The organism is Kurthia sp. 11kri321, assembly GCF_001534765.1.
GTDB lineage: Bacteria > Bacillota > Bacilli > Bacillales_A > Planococcaceae > Kurthia > Kurthia gibsonii.
The window spans coordinates 492,247-508,237 of the sequence record NZ_CP013217.1 but is presented as its reverse complement, the minus strand read 5'-3'; the positions used below and the strand labels follow the sequence as shown (position 1 = coordinate 508,237).

Genomic DNA, 15,991 nt, shown 5'->3' with positions numbered 1-15,991 from the left:
AAATTACAATAGATTTTTATGAATAAAATTAAAAAAACGAACGAAAAACGTAACATTCAAACTAATGAATAACGTTTTCGTTCGTTTAGGCATTAATAATCAATAATATGTCCTTTTTCTGTTTCGGTTTTCCACACTTGGATTTGTTCGTCCGTTCCAAATACGTAGTGACCTGGGTAAGCTTCATGCGTCGTTTGAGCAGCACTTACCCCTTCTTGTATATAAGGAATTCTTATTCTTTTTGCTTCGGATATTGGATCTGGTAATGGGATTGCTGACAGTAAAGATTTTGTATAGGGATGGATTGGATGATTGTAAATGGCATCGGCATCGCCAAGTTCAACAATCTTTCCATGATGCATGACAGCGATTCGATCGCTAATATATTTCACCATTGATAAATCATGTGCAATAAATAAAAAGGTTAAATTGCGTTCTTTTTGTAATTTTTTTAAGAGGTTTACGACTTGTGCTTGAATCGATACATCAAGTGCTGAGATGGGTTCATCTGCGATAATAAAGTTCGGGTCTAAACTGAGTGCGCGTGCGATCCCAATACGCTGGCGTTGACCACCTGAGAATTCATGTGCATAACGCCCTGCATGCTCACGATTCAAACCAACTGCTTCAAGCAGTTGACCAATAACTTCTTTACGCTTCTTTTTATCTTTATGCATACCATGGATATCAAAGCCTTCTGCGATAATCTCTCCAGCTGTCATACGTGGATTGAGTGATGCATACGGATCTTGGAAAATCATTTGCATCTCTTTATTAAACGCCATCTGTGATTGTCGATTTTTTCGCCCATGTACATTCTCATCGCGAAATCGTACTTCACCATCTGTAATATCATACAGACGAATAATTGAGCGCCCTGTTGTCGACTTTCCAGAACCCGACTCACCAACTAATCCTAGCGTCTCGCCTTCATACACTTCAAAACTAATATCATCGACTGCTTTAACTGTGCCGAAATATTGTTTTAAATTGCGTACCTCTAGAATTTTATTCGCCATCTACTGTTCTCCCTTCTGCAAGTATCCATCAATTCGTTTTTGTACCTCTTCAGGAATTGGAACATTCGGTGCATCAGGGTGAAGGAGCCATGTTTTCGCAAAATGAGTTGGCGTTACTTCAAACATCGGTGAATCTTTTTCGTAATCAATTGCCATCGCAAATTCGTTACGTGCTGCAAATGCATCTCCTTTTGGTGGATTAATCAAGTCGGGAGGTGAACCTGGAATCGTGCGTAATAACTCATCTGATTTATTATCTAAATCAGGCATTGAACCGAGTAATCCCCATGTATATGGATGACGTGGGTTATAGAAGATTTCATTCGCTGTACCATACTCAACAATTTGCCCTGCATACATCACTGCCACATAATCTGCCACATTCGCCACAACACCTAAATCATGTGTAATGAAGATAATGGACGTATTACTATTACGCTGAATTTCTTTCATCAATTCAATAATTTGTGCTTGAATCGTTACATCAAGCGCTGTTGTTGGCTCATCTGCAATCAAAAGTTTTGGATCTGCTGCAAGTGCAATCGCAATTACAACACGTTGACGCATACCGCCTGAAAATTCATGAGGATATTGAGAAAAACGCTTTTCAGGATATGGAATTCCTACTTCATCAAGTAATTCAATCGCGCGCTTTTTAGCACCCTCTTTTGAGAAGTTCTTTTTATGTTTTAAAATCACTTCCATGATTTGTTTTCCAACTTTCATCGTTGGATTTAAAGCAGTCATAGGGTCCTGGAAAATCATCGCCATTTCATTGCCGCGTATTTTCGTCATCTCTTTTTCAGTTAACTTGACTAAGTCACGACCATCAAAGAGGATTTCTCCTTCTGCATAAATACCTGGAGGTTGCGGAATGAGCTTCATTAAAGCATTACTCGTTACAGACTTCCCAGAACCTGACTCGCCTACAATTGCTAACGTTTTACCTTTTGCAATTGTAAAGTTCACACCACGTACAGCTTGTACTGTACCTGCATTCGTCTTAAAGTTAATCTTCAAATTTTTGACTTCTAAAATGATTTCATCCATATAAAACACTCCCTTATTTACGTAGTTTTGGATCGAGTGCATCACGCAGTCCATCACCAATGGCATTAAAAGCAAAAATCGTTAGTGAAATAAAAATTGCTGGGAAAATCAGTCTCCAAGGCGCTGTATCAATCGCATTATTACCATCTGATGCCATCGTTCCCCAACTTGCTTGTGGTTGTGGTACACCTAGACCGATATAGCTTAAAAATGACTCTGTAAAAATAGCATTTGGGATTGTTAATGTCATTGTTACGATAATCGCACCGAGAGCATTTGGAATAAGATGTCGCATAATGAGATGTCCTATACTTGCGCCAAGTGTTCTCGCCGCGAGTACATACTCCTGATTTTTAATGGAGAGTACTTCTCCACGCACAATTCGCGCCATATTCACCCAACCTGTAATGGAGAGAGCGATAATCATTGGTAACAAACCCGGTTGTAGTACAACAAGTAAGATAATGACAACTAATAAATACGGAACAGCTGTTAAAACGTCTGCAATACGCATCATAATATCATCTACTCGACCACCTACAAGTCCTGAAATTGCACCCCAAGCGACACCGATAATTAAGTCAATGACTGCAGCGGCTAAACCAATAAATAATGAAATACGTGCTCCGTACCAAATACGGGTAAATACGTCACGTCCTAAATCATCTGTTCCAAACCAGTTTTTTGAGCTTGGTGGTTCATTAAACTTTCCTAAAATTTGGTCATATTTATAAGGAGATAGCATGGGTGCAAAAATCGCCATGAGTGCAATCAAGATAATTATAATTACCCCAATTACAGCCAATTTATTATGAGAAAAGCGAATCCATACTTCTTTCCAAAAGGAAATGGATTTATCAGCTAATTGTTCATTTTTACTTTCGTCGACACCGACGATTTTAAATTTTTCTGGTGGGATTAGTTGCGTCATGATTTTTTCGCTCCTTTCAACTTGATACGAGGATCAATGAATCCGTATAAAATATCAACGATGAGAACACCTAGGAGTAAAATAATCGAATAGAAAACAGTTGTACCCATGATGACTGTATAATCACGGTTTGTAATTGAGGTAACGAAATATTTACCGAGTCCAGGAATTGCAAAAATCTGTTCCACGATAAAACTGCCTGTAATAACTCCGGCAAAAAGAGGTCCTAAATATGTGACAACTGGGAGAAGTGCATTACGAAGGGTGTGTTTGAAGACGGTTGTCCACTTTCCAATCCCTTTGGCGCGAGCCATTTTAACATACTCAGAACTGTTTTGTTCTAACATGCTGGAACGTGTTAATTTTGCGATGAAGCCCATATGTGTAATCGCAATGGAGAGGGCGGGTAAGATGCTATAAGCAAAGCCATTCCATCCGCTGATGGGTAGCCAGCCTGCTTTGAGTCCAATAAAATATTGTAAAAGTCCTGCAAGAATAAATGACGGGACGGATATACCGAGTACAGCAATGGTCGTACCTAAATAGTCTGGGAATTTATTGTGATAGAGGGCGGTGACGACACCGATTAATACGCCTAAACCAACTGCAAGTAGCATGGCTTCAACGCCGAGTGTGAGTGATACTGGGAAACTTTCTGCAATCATATCATTTGTGGAGCGGTCTTTGTATTTCATGGATTGACCAAAATCAAATTGTGCAGTGGAGATGAGGTAATCTTTGTATTGAATGTACCAGGGGTTATTGAGTCCATATTCTTCATTCATTGCTTTTTCAATTTCAGGTGGCAAACTTTTTTCGCTTGCGAAGGGACTACCAGGTGCGATACGCATTAGGAAGAATGTGATTGTTACAATAACAAATAGTGCAACAAGAATATAAGCAAACCTTTTCAAAATATATTGAAGCATCTTTCTACCTCCTTCTATTTTTGAATAAAACAAGAGGCTACGCTTAATCGAATCCTCGACTAAGCGTAGCCCTCTTGTGTGAAGCCTAATAAGTGAGGTTCACTTATTATTTTTCAATTTTAACATCTTTTAAGCTGATTTCACCAAGGCGGTTAGGCGCCATGTCTTTAACGTAATCTTTTTCAACCCAAAGGTTTGTGTAGTAGTAGATTGGTGCTACTGGGAATTCAGTCATAAGAATTTTCTCAGCTTTTTTCATAAGCTCTTCACGTTTCGCTTCGTCAGTTTCTTTCGTAGCTTGCGTCATTAGAGATTTGTATTCTTTGTTTTCCCAACCAGTGTCGTTGTTACCGTTCTTAGCAGTGTCATAACGCTCTAAGAATGTGTAAGGATCGTTGTAATCAGCAATCCAACCTAGACGACCTACATCATAGTCTAATGAAGAAATCTTATCTAGATATACTTGCCACTCAGCATTATCAATTTTAACGTTGATACCTAAGTTTTTAGTCCATCCTTCTTGAATGTACTGTGCGATTGCAGCATGTGCTTCAGAAGTGTTGATTGAGATACCGATTGTGATATCTTTTGCATCTTTAATACCTAATTCTTTCATACCTTCAGCAAGAGCTTTTTTAGCGCCTTCTACATCGTTATCTTTGATGTAACCGCGATCTGTTTCAAAGCCTTTGATTGCTTTTGGAACCATACCTAAAGCTGGTGTTTGCTCACCTTTTACAACGTTATCGATTAAACCTTGACGGTCAATTGATAATGTTAAAGCTTTACGGATGTTTTCGTTCTTAGTGAATTTACCTTTTGTATTGAATTTATACTCGTAAATAGCAGCATAGTCTTCAATTTTAAGTGATTTATCTTTTTTGTAACCATCGATTGCATCAAGTGGAACTGTTTGGAATGGAGAACCTAAGAAATCAATGTCACCGCTCTTGAACATACGGTTAGCAGTTGCTTCTGATTCAACCATTTTAATATCTACAGTACTTAGAGATACGTTTTCTTTATCCCAGTACGTGTCGTTCTTTTTAAGAGTAATTGAGTCTGAATGTTTCCAATCAGATAAAGTGAATGGTCCGTTTGATACGTAACCTTTACCGCCTTCAGCTGACCATTTTGCATTTTTCTTAGCTTCTTTTTCATTTACTGGCATTGCAGTGTAGAATGCAGTAATTTCAGTGAAGTAAGGAGTTGGATTTTCTAACTTAACTACTAATGTTTTATCATCTTTTACAGTGATACCAACATCAGAATCTTTACCTTTACCTTCGTTGAATGCTTGAGCACCTTTGATTGGGTATAGGATTGACGCATACTCAGAAGCGTTCTTTGGATCTAATGCATACATCCAAGCGTATTTGAAATCGCCTGCTGTTACAGTGTCACCATTTGACCATTTTGAATCACGTAATGTGAATGTGTAAGTTAATTTGTCATCGCTTACATCAATTTTCTCAGCAGCTGCTGGTTGCACATTACCGTCTTTATCAACGCGAGTTAAACCTTCGAATACTGAACGTAAAATTGCGCCTGATGTACTGTCTGTTGCTTTTTGTGGATTTAAGCTTGGTGGTTCAGATGGAATAACTAAGTTTAGTTGTTCATTTGAATCCTTACCGTTGTCTGAGTCTTTGCCGCCGCTTTCATCTTTGTCTTTACCGCCAAAGCCGCAAGCTGCAAGGACTAGCATTACTGCTGATAATAATACAAGCAGTAGTGACTTTTTCTTCATAAATGAAGCCCCCTTTATTGAAATTATTCTTCCAAGTAGAAAAATAGCTACCTTGTATAGCTATTAATATAATATCAAAATGTATAGAAAATTAAAAACATTATCTTTTAATTTTTCAAAAAAATTAAAATAATTGTAAGTTTCTATTTTTTCTAACATCTATGACCAAGTTGAAAACAAAAAAATACCATTATTTTGAATGCGCTTTTATCCTCAAAAGTAATAAAGTACTTCATCACATTAGATAATTGATTCAATGAAACGAAAATAAAATCCATTATATACCATTTTTAAGTTATCTATTAACTAGTTAATTAAAAAAGTATGTTGGTAATTTATTTTCACATTCTAATGTTTCGCACAACAAAACTTCTCATTTATATTGTAATAATGAGAATATATAGTGAAGAAGTCACTTTTTTTAAAAAGCGACTTCTTACTATTATATTGTTATATTTATGGACGCCATCTCTTTAATTGCTCTTCTGTTCCATAAACAAAATGACCTGGGAATACTTCATGTGTTTTTCCACCTTCGCCTACTTCCTCATGTTCATAAGGAATTCGTACACGTGTCGCTTCTGTTTTTGGATCTGGCAATGGAATAGCTGATAATAATGACTTTGTATATGGGTGTACAGGATGATAGTAAATATCTTCTGCTGTACCTAGTTCAACAATTTTACCACGGCGCATTACAGCGATACGATCACTGATGTATTTCACCATTGATAGATCATGCGCGATAAATAAATATGTTAAATCACGCTCTTTTTGTAATTGCTTTAGTAAGTTTACCACCTGTGCTTGAATTGAAACGTCTAATGCAGAAATTGGTTCATCTGCAATAATAAAGCTAGGGTCTAAGCTTAATGCGCGTGCAATACCGATACGTTGACGTTGACCGCCTGAGAATTCATGTGCATAACGCCCCGCATGTTCGCGATTTAAACCTACTGCCTCTAGTAATTCTCCAATAACTTCTTTACGCTTCTTTTTATCTTTGTGCATGCCATGGATATCAAAACCCTCTGCGATAATCTCGCCTGCTGTCATACGTGGATTTAATGATGCATAAGGATCTTGGAAAATCATTTGCATTTCTTTATTGAATTGTTGTAATTCTTTTTTCGATTTTTTACCATGAATATTTTGACCTTTGAAGATAATTTCTCCACCTGTAATGTCATATAGACGGATAATCGAACGACCTGTTGTTGATTTTCCACAACCTGATTCACCTACAAGACCAAGTGTTTCACCTTTATAAACATCGAAACTAATTCCATCGACTGCTCTAATCGAACCAAAATGTTGTTGTAAATTTTTAACCTCTAAAATTTTCTCAGACATATTGCTCGACCTCCTCACCTAAATAACCTTTAATGCGTTTTGCAACAGCTTCAGGTAATTCTACTTTTGGCGCATCTGGATGTAGTAACCATGTTTTCGCGAAGTGTGTTGGTGATACTTGGAACATTGGTGGCTCTTCTTCATAATCAATTTGCATCGCAAACTCATTTCGTGCTGCAAATGCATCACCTTTTGGTGGATTTGTTAAGTCTGGTGGTGAGCCTGGAATCGTACGTAATAACTCATCTGCATTATTATCTAAATCAGGCATCGAACCAAGTAATCCCCATGTATAAGGATGTTTAGGATTATAGAAAATTTCATTCACTGTACCATATTCTACAATTTGTCCAGCGTACATAACTGCTACACGATCAGCTACATTCGCTACAACACCTAAATCATGCGTGATGAAGATGATTGATGTATTACGCTCTTTTTGAATTTTCTTCATTAATTCAATAATTTGCGCTTGAATTGTTACGTCTAGTGCTGTTGTTGGTTCATCTGCAATAAGTAGTTTTGGTTCTGCTGCTAATGCAATGGCGATTACCACACGCTGACGCATGCCACCAGAAAATTCATGTGGATATTGCGAGAAGCGCTGTTCTGGATAAGGAATCCCGACTTCATCTAATAATTCAATCGCACGTTTTTTTGCTTCTGCACGCGACGTATTTTTATTATGTTTCAGAATAACTTCTGTAATCTGCTTTCCAACTTTCATCGTTGGGTTTAGTGCTGTCATTGGATCTTGGAAAATCATTGCAATGTCATTTCCGCGAATTTTTGACATTTGTTTTTCAGTCAGTGGAATTAAATCACGACCTTCAAACAAAATTTGACCATCTGCATAGATGCCTGGTGGTTGTGGAATCAGTTTCATCAATGCATTACTCGTTACAGATTTCCCTGAACCTGACTCACCTACAATGGCAAGTGTCTCACCTTGTTTCAAATCGAAGTTTACACCACGTACGGCATGTACAAGACCTGCATACGTTTTGAAATTTATTTTTAAATTTTTAACTTCTAAAATGGTTTCAGCCATTTTCCACACCTCCTATTTACGTAGTTTTGGATCGAGTGCATCACGCAAACCGTCACCGACTGCATTGAATGCAAAGATTGTTAATGAAATGAAAATTGCTGGGAAGATTAAACGCCAAGGTGCTGTATCAATCGCATTGTTCCCGTCTGATGCCATTGTTCCCCAACTTGCTTGTGGTTGTGGTACACCTAAACCGATATAACTCAAGAATGACTCTGTGAAGATGGCATTTGGAATTGTTAATGTCATCGTTACGATAATCGCACCAAGTGCATTTGGTACTAAGTGACGCATAATTAAATGTCCTGTACTTGCGCCAAGTGTGCGGGCAGCAAGAACATACTCTTGATTTTTAATAGATAATACTTCACCACGTACGATACGCGCCATGTTTACCCAACCTGTAATCGACAGTGCGATAATCATTGGTAGTAAACCTGGTTGTAAAACAACAAGTAAGATAATAACAACTAATAGATAAGGTACTGCTGTTAGTACATCTGCAATACGCATCATAATATCATCGACTTTACCGCCTACAAGACCAGCGATTGAGCCCCATGCAACACCGATAATTAAATCGATTACTGCTGCTGCCAGACCGATAAATAATGAAATACGTGCTCCGTACCAAATACGTGTAAATACATCACGACCTAAGTCATCTGTACCAAACCAGTTTTTTGCGCTAGGCGCTTCATTAAAGCGACCAAGAATTTCATCATATTTATAAGGTGATAACATCGGTGCAAAAATAGCCATTAAAGCAATAATTGCAATGACAATCATCCCTACTACTGCAAGCTTATTATGAGAGAAGCGAATCCATACTTCTTTCCAGAACGATACCGACTTATCGGCTAAGCGTTCACTTTTCTTTTCATCTACACCGACAATTTTGAATTTTTCTTTTGGAATTGGTTGTGTCATGATTTTTTCGCTCCTTTCAGCTTGATACGTGGATCGATGAATCCGTATAAAATATCAACAATTAATACACCTAGTAATAAGATGATTGAATAGAATACTGTCGTACCCATAATAACTGTGTAGTCACGGTTTGTAATCGATGTTACGAAATACTTACCTAATCCTGGAATCGCAAAGATTTGTTCCACGATGAAACTACCAGTGATAACCCCTGCAAATAGTGGTCCTAAGTACGTAACAACAGGTAATAATGCATTACGAAGTGTATGCTTGAATACTGTTGTCCATTTACCAAGTCCTTTTGCACGCGCCATTTTCACATATTCAGAATGATTTTGTTCTAACATACTAGAACGTGTTAATTTTGCGATGAAGCCCATATGCGTAATGGCAATTGAGAGGGCTGGTAATATACTATATGCAAAGCCATTCCAACCACTAATCGGTAACCAACCTGCTTTTAAACCGACAAAATATTGTAAAAGACCTGCCAAGATAAAGGATGGGACGGATATACCGAGTACGGCAATTGTCGTACCGAGGTAATCTGGGAATTTATTATGATAGAGTGCTGTGACAACCCCGATTAAGACACCAAGTCCTACTGCAAGTAACATCGCTTCTACTCCAAGTGTTAAAGATACTGGGAAACTTTCCGCGATCATATCGTTTGTTGAACGATCCTTATACTTCATTGATTGACCGAAGTCGAATTGTGCTGTTGAAATTAAATAATCTTTATATTGGATATACCACGGATTGTCTAAGCCGTATTCAGCATTCATTGCTTTTTCAATCTCAGGTGGTAAACTCTTCTCACTCGCAAACGGGCTACCCGGTGCGATACGCATTAAGAAGAATGTAATTGTTACAATTACGAATAATGCCACTAAAATATATCCAAGACGTTTTAAAATATACTTTAACATGTTATAGCCTCCCCTTATTTCTTAATTAAAAGATGGGCTGTTCAGAAGTTAACACTCCTAAGCAGCCCCAGTATGGTGTTCATCTGTCACCACACGCACTGACCTTACATTATGTCACTCACTTACAGACATAGCCCCTATTCCATGTCCCCATAAAACCTTTGCGTTATTACCATGATCAGCAGTTGTTATACACAATGAACAATGTATTCGCATCATTGTCACTCGATTCACCCCATGCGACCAACTTGATAATCAAAATTATTATCTTTGATTATTCACGTATGTTTACTACCCTCTTTTTTCTATACTTCTGTTAAAAATGTACTACGTTCATCTACGTTTCGTTTATGTAAAAAATATCCGTCTCTATAGATATGTAGAAGTTGCATAACTAACTTGTATAAAGTAAGTGAATAAAAAGAATAGAACCATTCGCAAATAGCATGTTATTACTATAGCAAAACAATTTTAAGAAAAAAAGAAGTTGAAAGAATATTTTCAACTTGCACACAATTATATCTTTTCTAAATTAACATACTTATTTATCCAATTCTAATTTCTCTTGTATTTTTATTAGAAAAAAGAGTTCAAAATCGTCAAATAAATAATAAATATACCATAAAATAATTATTTATAAATATTTAATTATTCAGACTAATGTTGTATGGATAAAAAATAGTTCGTACACTAATTCGTTAAAGTATTGATTTTTTAGTGTAATTTGTGTCTTTTTATCTATTTTTAAACTATAAGAATATTTTAAAAATTCGTATTTTCTTAAATAATTGATTTCTCACACAATTTTTAAGAAAAATGCTTTTTTTAGCACATTTTATTCTTTTTATACGTTTTTTTAGTTTTTTCAATATAGTAAGCCTTCAAAATATCCTAAAAATAAAAAAAGACTATATACTTTTAATATAAAGTCTTTTTTAAAAAGTAAAAGATATTTTAGATAAGCACTTTTTCACTTCAGCAAGCAAAAGTGGTTGGTTTTCACATAAATCGAGGCGAATATATAAACTCCGTAAAAGAGACTTGCAATTTTTATACAAATTCCAATAGTTCATATGTGTCATCTTTTCTTTTTGTCCTTCTAAAAATGCAGGTACTCTTTCTAAAAAATCAATGATTTTTTGCTCTGAAAAGCCTTTTTCTAACAGTAATTGAATAAAGTCTACTGTTATTTCTTCTTCATCATACTGATAGATTATCTGTGCTGTAAAAATTTTATTCATGACTGTTTGAAAAATCTGCGTATATTCTGCTGGATCTAGACGTGTATTTTGAACAATTGCATACAATGCTTCTAGACTAAAACGAACACTATTCACCCATCCCATATCCTCCGTATAAAAACGATAATCTTGTTCAAGATTAGTGTAGAGAATCACTTCTCTTTTAAGCAAATCAAATGTGTCGTGCGATAAAAAAACATCTTTTACATCTCTCTCTACTAATTCTTTAATAACATACATCGAAAATGCACGAGTCATTTTATAACGTGTGACAGTATCCCCGATTTCTTTATATAAATGTTCTTCATCAACACATTTTTTTGCTAATGCTTCTAAGGCCGATTCTGTTAGATGATATTGAACCATCTCTGACAAGAGGGGTTCTATTAACTTCTCTTTCAATTCAATATCGGTTGTTTGTATATGATCAAACATCTCTCGAACAACGTTGTTAACATCTATTTCATTCCATTCAATATCTTGTTGTTGAATTTGGATTAAGTAAGATTTCAAACTTTCTTCTGTCATGCGCGATCCCTCCCACTTTTTCGTAGGATTCAAACTACGATTTGAGTCATAACACTTTATACCTTAATAAATATTGGATTAAACACCACGTTATGACATTCTATTGAAAAGAAATTTGCTGTAAACACTTTTGAAGTGATTTTTGCGGTCTATTTAAAGCTTCTTCCATTGTTATTTCTTTCGTGATAATTTCATGTATTTCGTCAAAGTAAATAGCGAGCATATCTTTATTTTCAACTTTCCCAGAAATCAACATCGTCTTTTTATTTTTTAGCTTTGTTTGATATGCAATTTGAAAAGGCGCTTTACCTTCCAATGTTTGACGATCTGTTTTTCCCTCTCCTGTAATGACCCAATCTGCCTGTTGAAGATGTTGCTCGAATTGCTGTTCTTTCAATACAAGCTCTGCACCTGATACCATTGTTGTATTGAAGAAAGCTAATAACGCTGCCCCAATACCTCCTGCTGCACCTGCTCCTTGTTCATTCATGACACTTTTTTTAGTTTTACTTTCATATAAGCGACCCACATGATTCATATACGCATCATATTCTTCGAAATCTTCTTTTGATAATCCTTTTTGCTCCGAAAAAACATGCGTTGCTCCTTGTTCACCACATAAAGGGTTGGTTACATCGGAAGCAATCGTTACATGAAGCTCTGTGGGTATATGCATCTGGTGCGTATCAACTGTATCAATGTCATGTAGCTTAGGAATTTCCAACTTTTCACCTTGCGCGTTATAAAACTTTGCACCTAGTGCGGCAAGCATACCTGTTCCTCCATCATTTGTTGCACTCCCACCAATACCAATCACAATTTCGCTTAACCCCTTTTCAATTGCTAAATGAATCAGTTGTCCAACACCATATGTCGTTGTGATTTTAGGATTTAATTGCTCGACTGAAAGTAGCATTAAACCTGCACACTGCGCCATCTCAATAATCATTTTTCCATCTTTTATGCCGTACATAACTTCTATTGGCTCGGCTATTGGATTCAGTACAGTATGGTGAAATCGTTCTTCCTCTGAAGTCATCGCCTCTAAAAAGCCCTCTCCTCCATCTGACATAATCATCCTTTTTACTTCATGTTGTGGATTTTGTTTTATAATCTCTTGTTCAATTAAGTTGGCGACTTCTTGTGAACTTAACGTCCCTTTAAATGAATCGGGTACAACTAAATAATGACTCATATCCATCCCCCTTTTTTGTAATATCTCCATCGTATCGAAAAAAGATTAAAAAAAGCAAAAATTAAAAAGAAGCCATAACATTTGTTATCACTTCTTTTCGATTCTATTTACTTTTTACGCCATACATATCATTTAAAAGTTCAATCTTCTTATTAATTGAATCTTCATACGTCATAATATAGGCAGCTGGCTCTTTTGGATTATGGTACTGTTCAATCTTACCTGTATCAGCATGAACAAACTTGCTTGAAGCCCCGCAACCGAGACCAATGATGGTTTGAACCTCTTCCATAATGGCTATATTGTATATACTTTCCTCTCCAGGCTTAGAATAGCCGATATTTTCTAAGTTGCCGACGATATTTTTTTGTCTATACAAATAGTACGGTACATAATTATTTTCAGCTGTCCATTCTTTTGCACGATTCATCATCTTCTCAGCTGTTTGACGATTCGCTACTTTGTAACGATCACGATTATGTGTCATTTCGGAAGCACGTTTGAATGAGAGTGTATGAACAGTCAATGATTCTGGCTGCATTTTTGCTGTTTCTTCAATAGAATGTTCGAACTCCTCCATTCCCTCATTTGGTAATCCAATAATTAAATCCATATTGATATTATTCATTCCCTCTTTACGAGCTAACCAAAATTTATCAATCGTTTCTTGTACAGTATGATGGCGACCAATCGCTTTTAATGTTTCATCTGTATAAGATTGTGGATTTACACTAATACGGTCAATTCCCCATTTACGCAGTACTGCTAACTTCTCTTCGGTAATCGTATCTGGCCTTCCTGCTTCAACAGTTACTTCACGAATTGTTTCAGGATTTGGGAATGAACGATACATCGTCTCATATAGCGCATCCATTTCTTCTGCTTCAATCGAAGTCGGTGTCCCGCCGCCCCAATAGACTGATGTAATCTTCATATTATTTTCAGTCAGCCACTGCCCCATTCGTTCAATCTCAATATGCAAACCATCTAAAAAGGTAGCTACGCGACCTTTTTTACGGTTACTTTGAATTGCATAAGCAGGGAATGTACAATAGGCGCATTTTGTTGGACAAAATGGAATACCAATATAGATACTCACCTCATTACCAATTGTATCTAAATCAGGGATTGTCACTAGTTGTCTTTCTACAATTTTTTCCATCAAATCTACTTTTTCATTTGATAATCTAAATTCTGTCACTAGTTTGTTTCTTATTTCCTCTTTAGATAGACCATTTCTCCTAAAGTTGTGATACAATTTGGTCGGACGCACCCCTGTAAGGATACCCCACTTCTGATAAATATTTGTCATTTTTTCAAGGTTTTCTAATAAAACGTGCGAAACCGCTCGCTTCAAGCGGATATTAACACCACGTTTATCTGCATCCTCTTCATATGTTTGGGTAAATTCACTTACAAACTGTTTATCGTCAACTACTAATGTTGATGTTGCAGAAACTGTGAAGTCCTCCGAAATATCATACATAAACGATACATGCACATCTGCTGATTCATTCTTTGTTGTTACTTTAGAATCCTCAAAGAATAAATTACAAATATGCGTAATAACACGAATCCAATCTTGTGGATACGTTTGATCTAGAGCAATCAATTTCATTTATTTTGCACTTCTTTCTTTTTAATTATTTACATACTTTTATTACACAAAAGGAGATGATGATTCATGCCAAAATTCACAAGGAAATCAATCACACATCAACTAGAGGATCATATGACAAAAGAAATACCATATGTTCTTATCGCTTCAGATTTAAATCATTCGATTCAAACACAAATTCAAATGATTCAACTGACAGTCGATGACCTAGCTATTTTACGCGTTATGCGCCCTATCGTACAAGACAATATCGATTATATTGTAGCAAACTTTTATGACAATCTCGAAAAGGAACCTTCGCTAGGTAGAATCATACGTGATCATAGTACAATCACACGCTTACAACAAACATTAAAAAAGCATATTATCGAAATGTTTGATGGTGTTATTAACGAGAATTTTTTACAAAAGCGTTATCGAATTGCTACCGTACACTCGCACATTGGCTTAGAACCAAAATGGTATATGAGTGCTTTTCAAGACTTATTAAATTATTTTTCAAATTTGGTGCAAACAACATTGTACCCATCTGAAGAACAATTTAAAATGTTAATAGCTGTTTCTAAAATTTTAAACTTTGAACAGCAAATTGTTTTAGAATCATATGAAATTCATCATCAAGAAGAATTAAAACAAGAAAATAATCGTCAAGCTGAAATGATGGGTGTAATACGCGATAACTCCGTTTCATTAAGTGAAATGACACATCAAACTAACAATGATTTAATTCATATGATGACGGTACTAAGTCAACTTGAAGAACTTTCGAGTAATAACTCCGCATTGGCGGAAGAAGTACGTGAAGCTGCTATTAAAGAGCAAGAACAATTAAAAGAAACAGAGCAAAACTCTGAACAATTGCAAGAAACGATGCATACAATTCAAGAAAGTGTTAATCAACTTCACACATTGAATAAAAAAGTGTCGTCCATCGCACAAATGATTACACAAATTGCAAATCAAACGAACCTACTCGCATTGAATGCTTCTATTGAAGCAGCACGCGCTGGCGAACATGGACGTGGATTTGCGGTTGTTGCTGAAGAAGTGAGAAAACTAGCTGAAAGTACAAAAGTGTCGCTTAGTGAGGTCGATCAAATTTTATCTGAATCCTACGATAAGACCGAAAACATTTCTGAAATTTCTAAAAATTTACAATCGTTAATTCATCAGTCAAGTGAAAAAGTAATGGCAACAGGTAGTTCATTCTGTAATATTGTCGATCATATGCATCAATTAACTGAACGAAACGATCATCTATTCCAAAGTGTTTCGGAATTAACAGCGAGCGTGAATTCCATTCAACAAAACTCTGAACGTATTCACCAATCTTCTGAAGATTTAGCTGGTATGTAAATTAAAAAATCAGGATGGGACGCTTTCCTTTTTTAGCTTTCACAAAGAAAAACTGGAACCACGCCACAGCGCGATTCCAGTTTTTCTTATGCTCATATGGGATGATGTTTT

At 36.2% G+C, this 15,991-nt stretch carries 13 protein-coding genes; 1 reads left to right on the top strand and 12 read right to left on the bottom strand.

Features of this window, described 5'->3' with window-relative positions:
• Positions 1–92 precede the first annotated feature (92 nt).
• The 12 genes from ASO14_RS02660 to ASO14_RS02605 form a co-directional block, all read right to left on the bottom strand.
• Entirely contained in the window at positions 93–1,019 is a 927-nt protein-coding gene (locus tag ASO14_RS02660) for an ABC transporter ATP-binding protein (RefSeq protein ID WP_068451058.1), read from the bottom strand.
• Positions 1,020–2,069, bottom strand: a complete 1,050-nt coding sequence (locus ASO14_RS02655; protein WP_068451055.1) for an ABC transporter ATP-binding protein — start codon at positions 2,067–2,069, stop codon at positions 1,020–1,022.
• Between the two features lie 13 nt (positions 2,070–2,082).
• Positions 2,083–3,000 (bottom strand): ABC transporter permease, encoded by a 918-nt coding sequence (locus tag ASO14_RS02650; RefSeq protein ID WP_068451052.1) that lies wholly within the window; start codon positions 2,998–3,000, stop codon positions 2,083–2,085.
• The gene (locus ASO14_RS02645) at positions 2,997–3,929 is read right to left on the bottom strand and encodes an ABC transporter permease (protein ID WP_068451049.1); all 933 of its coding nucleotides are present in this window, start codon (positions 3,927–3,929) and stop codon (positions 2,997–2,999) included. Before ASO14_RS02645 ends, ASO14_RS02650 begins: the two co-directional genes overlap by 4 nt.
• A gap of 106 nt (positions 3,930–4,035) precedes the next feature.
• Complete coding sequence (locus ASO14_RS02640) at positions 4,036–5,679, bottom strand: peptide ABC transporter substrate-binding protein (RefSeq protein ID WP_068451048.1); 1,644 nt, start codon at positions 5,677–5,679, stop codon at positions 4,036–4,038.
• 456 nt (positions 5,680–6,135) lie between these two features.
• Positions 6,136–7,032: an ABC transporter ATP-binding protein gene (locus ASO14_RS02635; protein ID WP_068451045.1), complete on the bottom strand. Its 897-nt coding sequence runs from the start codon at positions 7,030–7,032 to the stop codon at positions 6,136–6,138.
• Positions 7,025–8,083, bottom strand: coding sequence for an ABC transporter ATP-binding protein (locus tag ASO14_RS02630; protein WP_068451042.1), 1,059 nt, complete (start codon positions 8,081–8,083; stop codon positions 7,025–7,027). The genes ASO14_RS02635 and ASO14_RS02630 overlap by 8 nt, the downstream gene beginning before the upstream one ends.
• A gap of 12 nt (positions 8,084–8,095) precedes the next feature.
• A complete protein-coding gene (locus tag ASO14_RS02625) occupies positions 8,096–9,013 on the bottom strand; it encodes an ABC transporter permease (RefSeq protein WP_068451039.1) in 918 nt (305 codons plus the stop codon).
• Positions 9,010–9,942 carry an ABC transporter permease gene (locus ASO14_RS02620; protein ID WP_068451036.1) on the bottom strand — a complete coding sequence of 311 codons (933 nt, stop codon included), beginning with the start codon at positions 9,940–9,942 and terminating at the stop codon, positions 9,010–9,012. The genes ASO14_RS02625 and ASO14_RS02620 overlap by 4 nt, the downstream gene beginning before the upstream one ends.
• A gap of 935 nt (positions 9,943–10,877) precedes the next feature.
• Entirely contained in the window at positions 10,878–11,711 is an 834-nt protein-coding gene (locus ASO14_RS02615; RefSeq protein ID WP_068451033.1) for a DUF2785 domain-containing protein, read from the bottom strand.
• Between the two features lie 100 nt (positions 11,712–11,811).
• Positions 11,812–12,906 carry a glycerate kinase family protein gene (locus ASO14_RS02610; RefSeq protein WP_068451030.1) on the bottom strand — a complete coding sequence of 365 codons (1,095 nt, stop codon included), beginning with the start codon at positions 12,904–12,906 and terminating at the stop codon, positions 11,812–11,814.
• Between the two features lie 103 nt (positions 12,907–13,009).
• The gene (locus ASO14_RS02605) at positions 13,010–14,524 is read right to left on the bottom strand and encodes a coproporphyrinogen III oxidase (protein ID WP_068451027.1); all 1,515 of its coding nucleotides are present in this window, start codon (positions 14,522–14,524) and stop codon (positions 13,010–13,012) included.
• Positions 14,525–14,590: 66 nt separating this feature from the next.
• Between ASO14_RS02605 and ASO14_RS02600 the strand changes: the two genes are divergently transcribed.
• Entirely contained in the window at positions 14,591–15,880 is a 1,290-nt protein-coding gene (locus tag ASO14_RS02600; protein ID WP_068451024.1) for a globin-coupled sensor protein, read from the top strand.
• Positions 15,881–15,991 lie beyond the last annotated feature (111 nt).

Bases quoted from the DNA above. Each gene is read 5' to 3' on its own strand.
- ASO14_RS02620 (WP_068451036.1), bottom strand. From the start codon at position 9,942: ATGTTAAAGTATATTTTAAAACGTCTTGGATATATTTTAGTGGCATTA.
- ASO14_RS02640 (WP_068451048.1), bottom strand. From the start codon at position 5,679: ATGAAGAAAAAGTCACTACTGCTTGTATTATTATCAGCAGTAATGCTA.
- ASO14_RS02630 (WP_068451042.1), bottom strand. From the start codon at position 8,083: ATGGCTGAAACCATTTTAGAAGTTAAAAATTTAAAAATAAATTTCAAA.
- ASO14_RS02635 (WP_068451045.1), bottom strand. From the start codon at position 7,032: ATGTCTGAGAAAATTTTAGAGGTTAAAAATTTACAACAACATTTTGGT.
- ASO14_RS02615 (WP_068451033.1), bottom strand. From the start codon at position 11,711: ATGACAGAAGAAAGTTTGAAATCTTACTTAATCCAAATTCAACAACAA.
- ASO14_RS02600 (WP_068451024.1), top strand. From the start codon at position 14,591: ATGCCAAAATTCACAAGGAAATCAATCACACATCAACTAGAGGATCAT.
- ASO14_RS02605 (WP_068451027.1), bottom strand. From the start codon at position 14,524: ATGAAATTGATTGCTCTAGATCAAACGTATCCACAAGATTGGATTCGT.
- ASO14_RS02610 (WP_068451030.1), bottom strand. From the start codon at position 12,906: ATGAGTCATTATTTAGTTGTACCCGATTCATTTAAAGGGACGTTAAGT.
- ASO14_RS02655 (WP_068451055.1), bottom strand. From the start codon at position 2,069: ATGGATGAAATCATTTTAGAAGTCAAAAATTTGAAGATTAACTTTAAG.
- ASO14_RS02660 (WP_068451058.1), bottom strand. From the start codon at position 1,019: ATGGCGAATAAAATTCTAGAGGTACGCAATTTAAAACAATATTTCGGC.
- ASO14_RS02625 (WP_068451039.1), bottom strand. From the start codon at position 9,013: ATGACACAACCAATTCCAAAAGAAAAATTCAAAATTGTCGGTGTAGAT.
- ASO14_RS02645 (WP_068451049.1), bottom strand. From the start codon at position 3,929: ATGCTTCAATATATTTTGAAAAGGTTTGCTTATATTCTTGTTGCACTA.
- ASO14_RS02650 (WP_068451052.1), bottom strand. From the start codon at position 3,000: ATGACGCAACTAATCCCACCAGAAAAATTTAAAATCGTCGGTGTCGAC.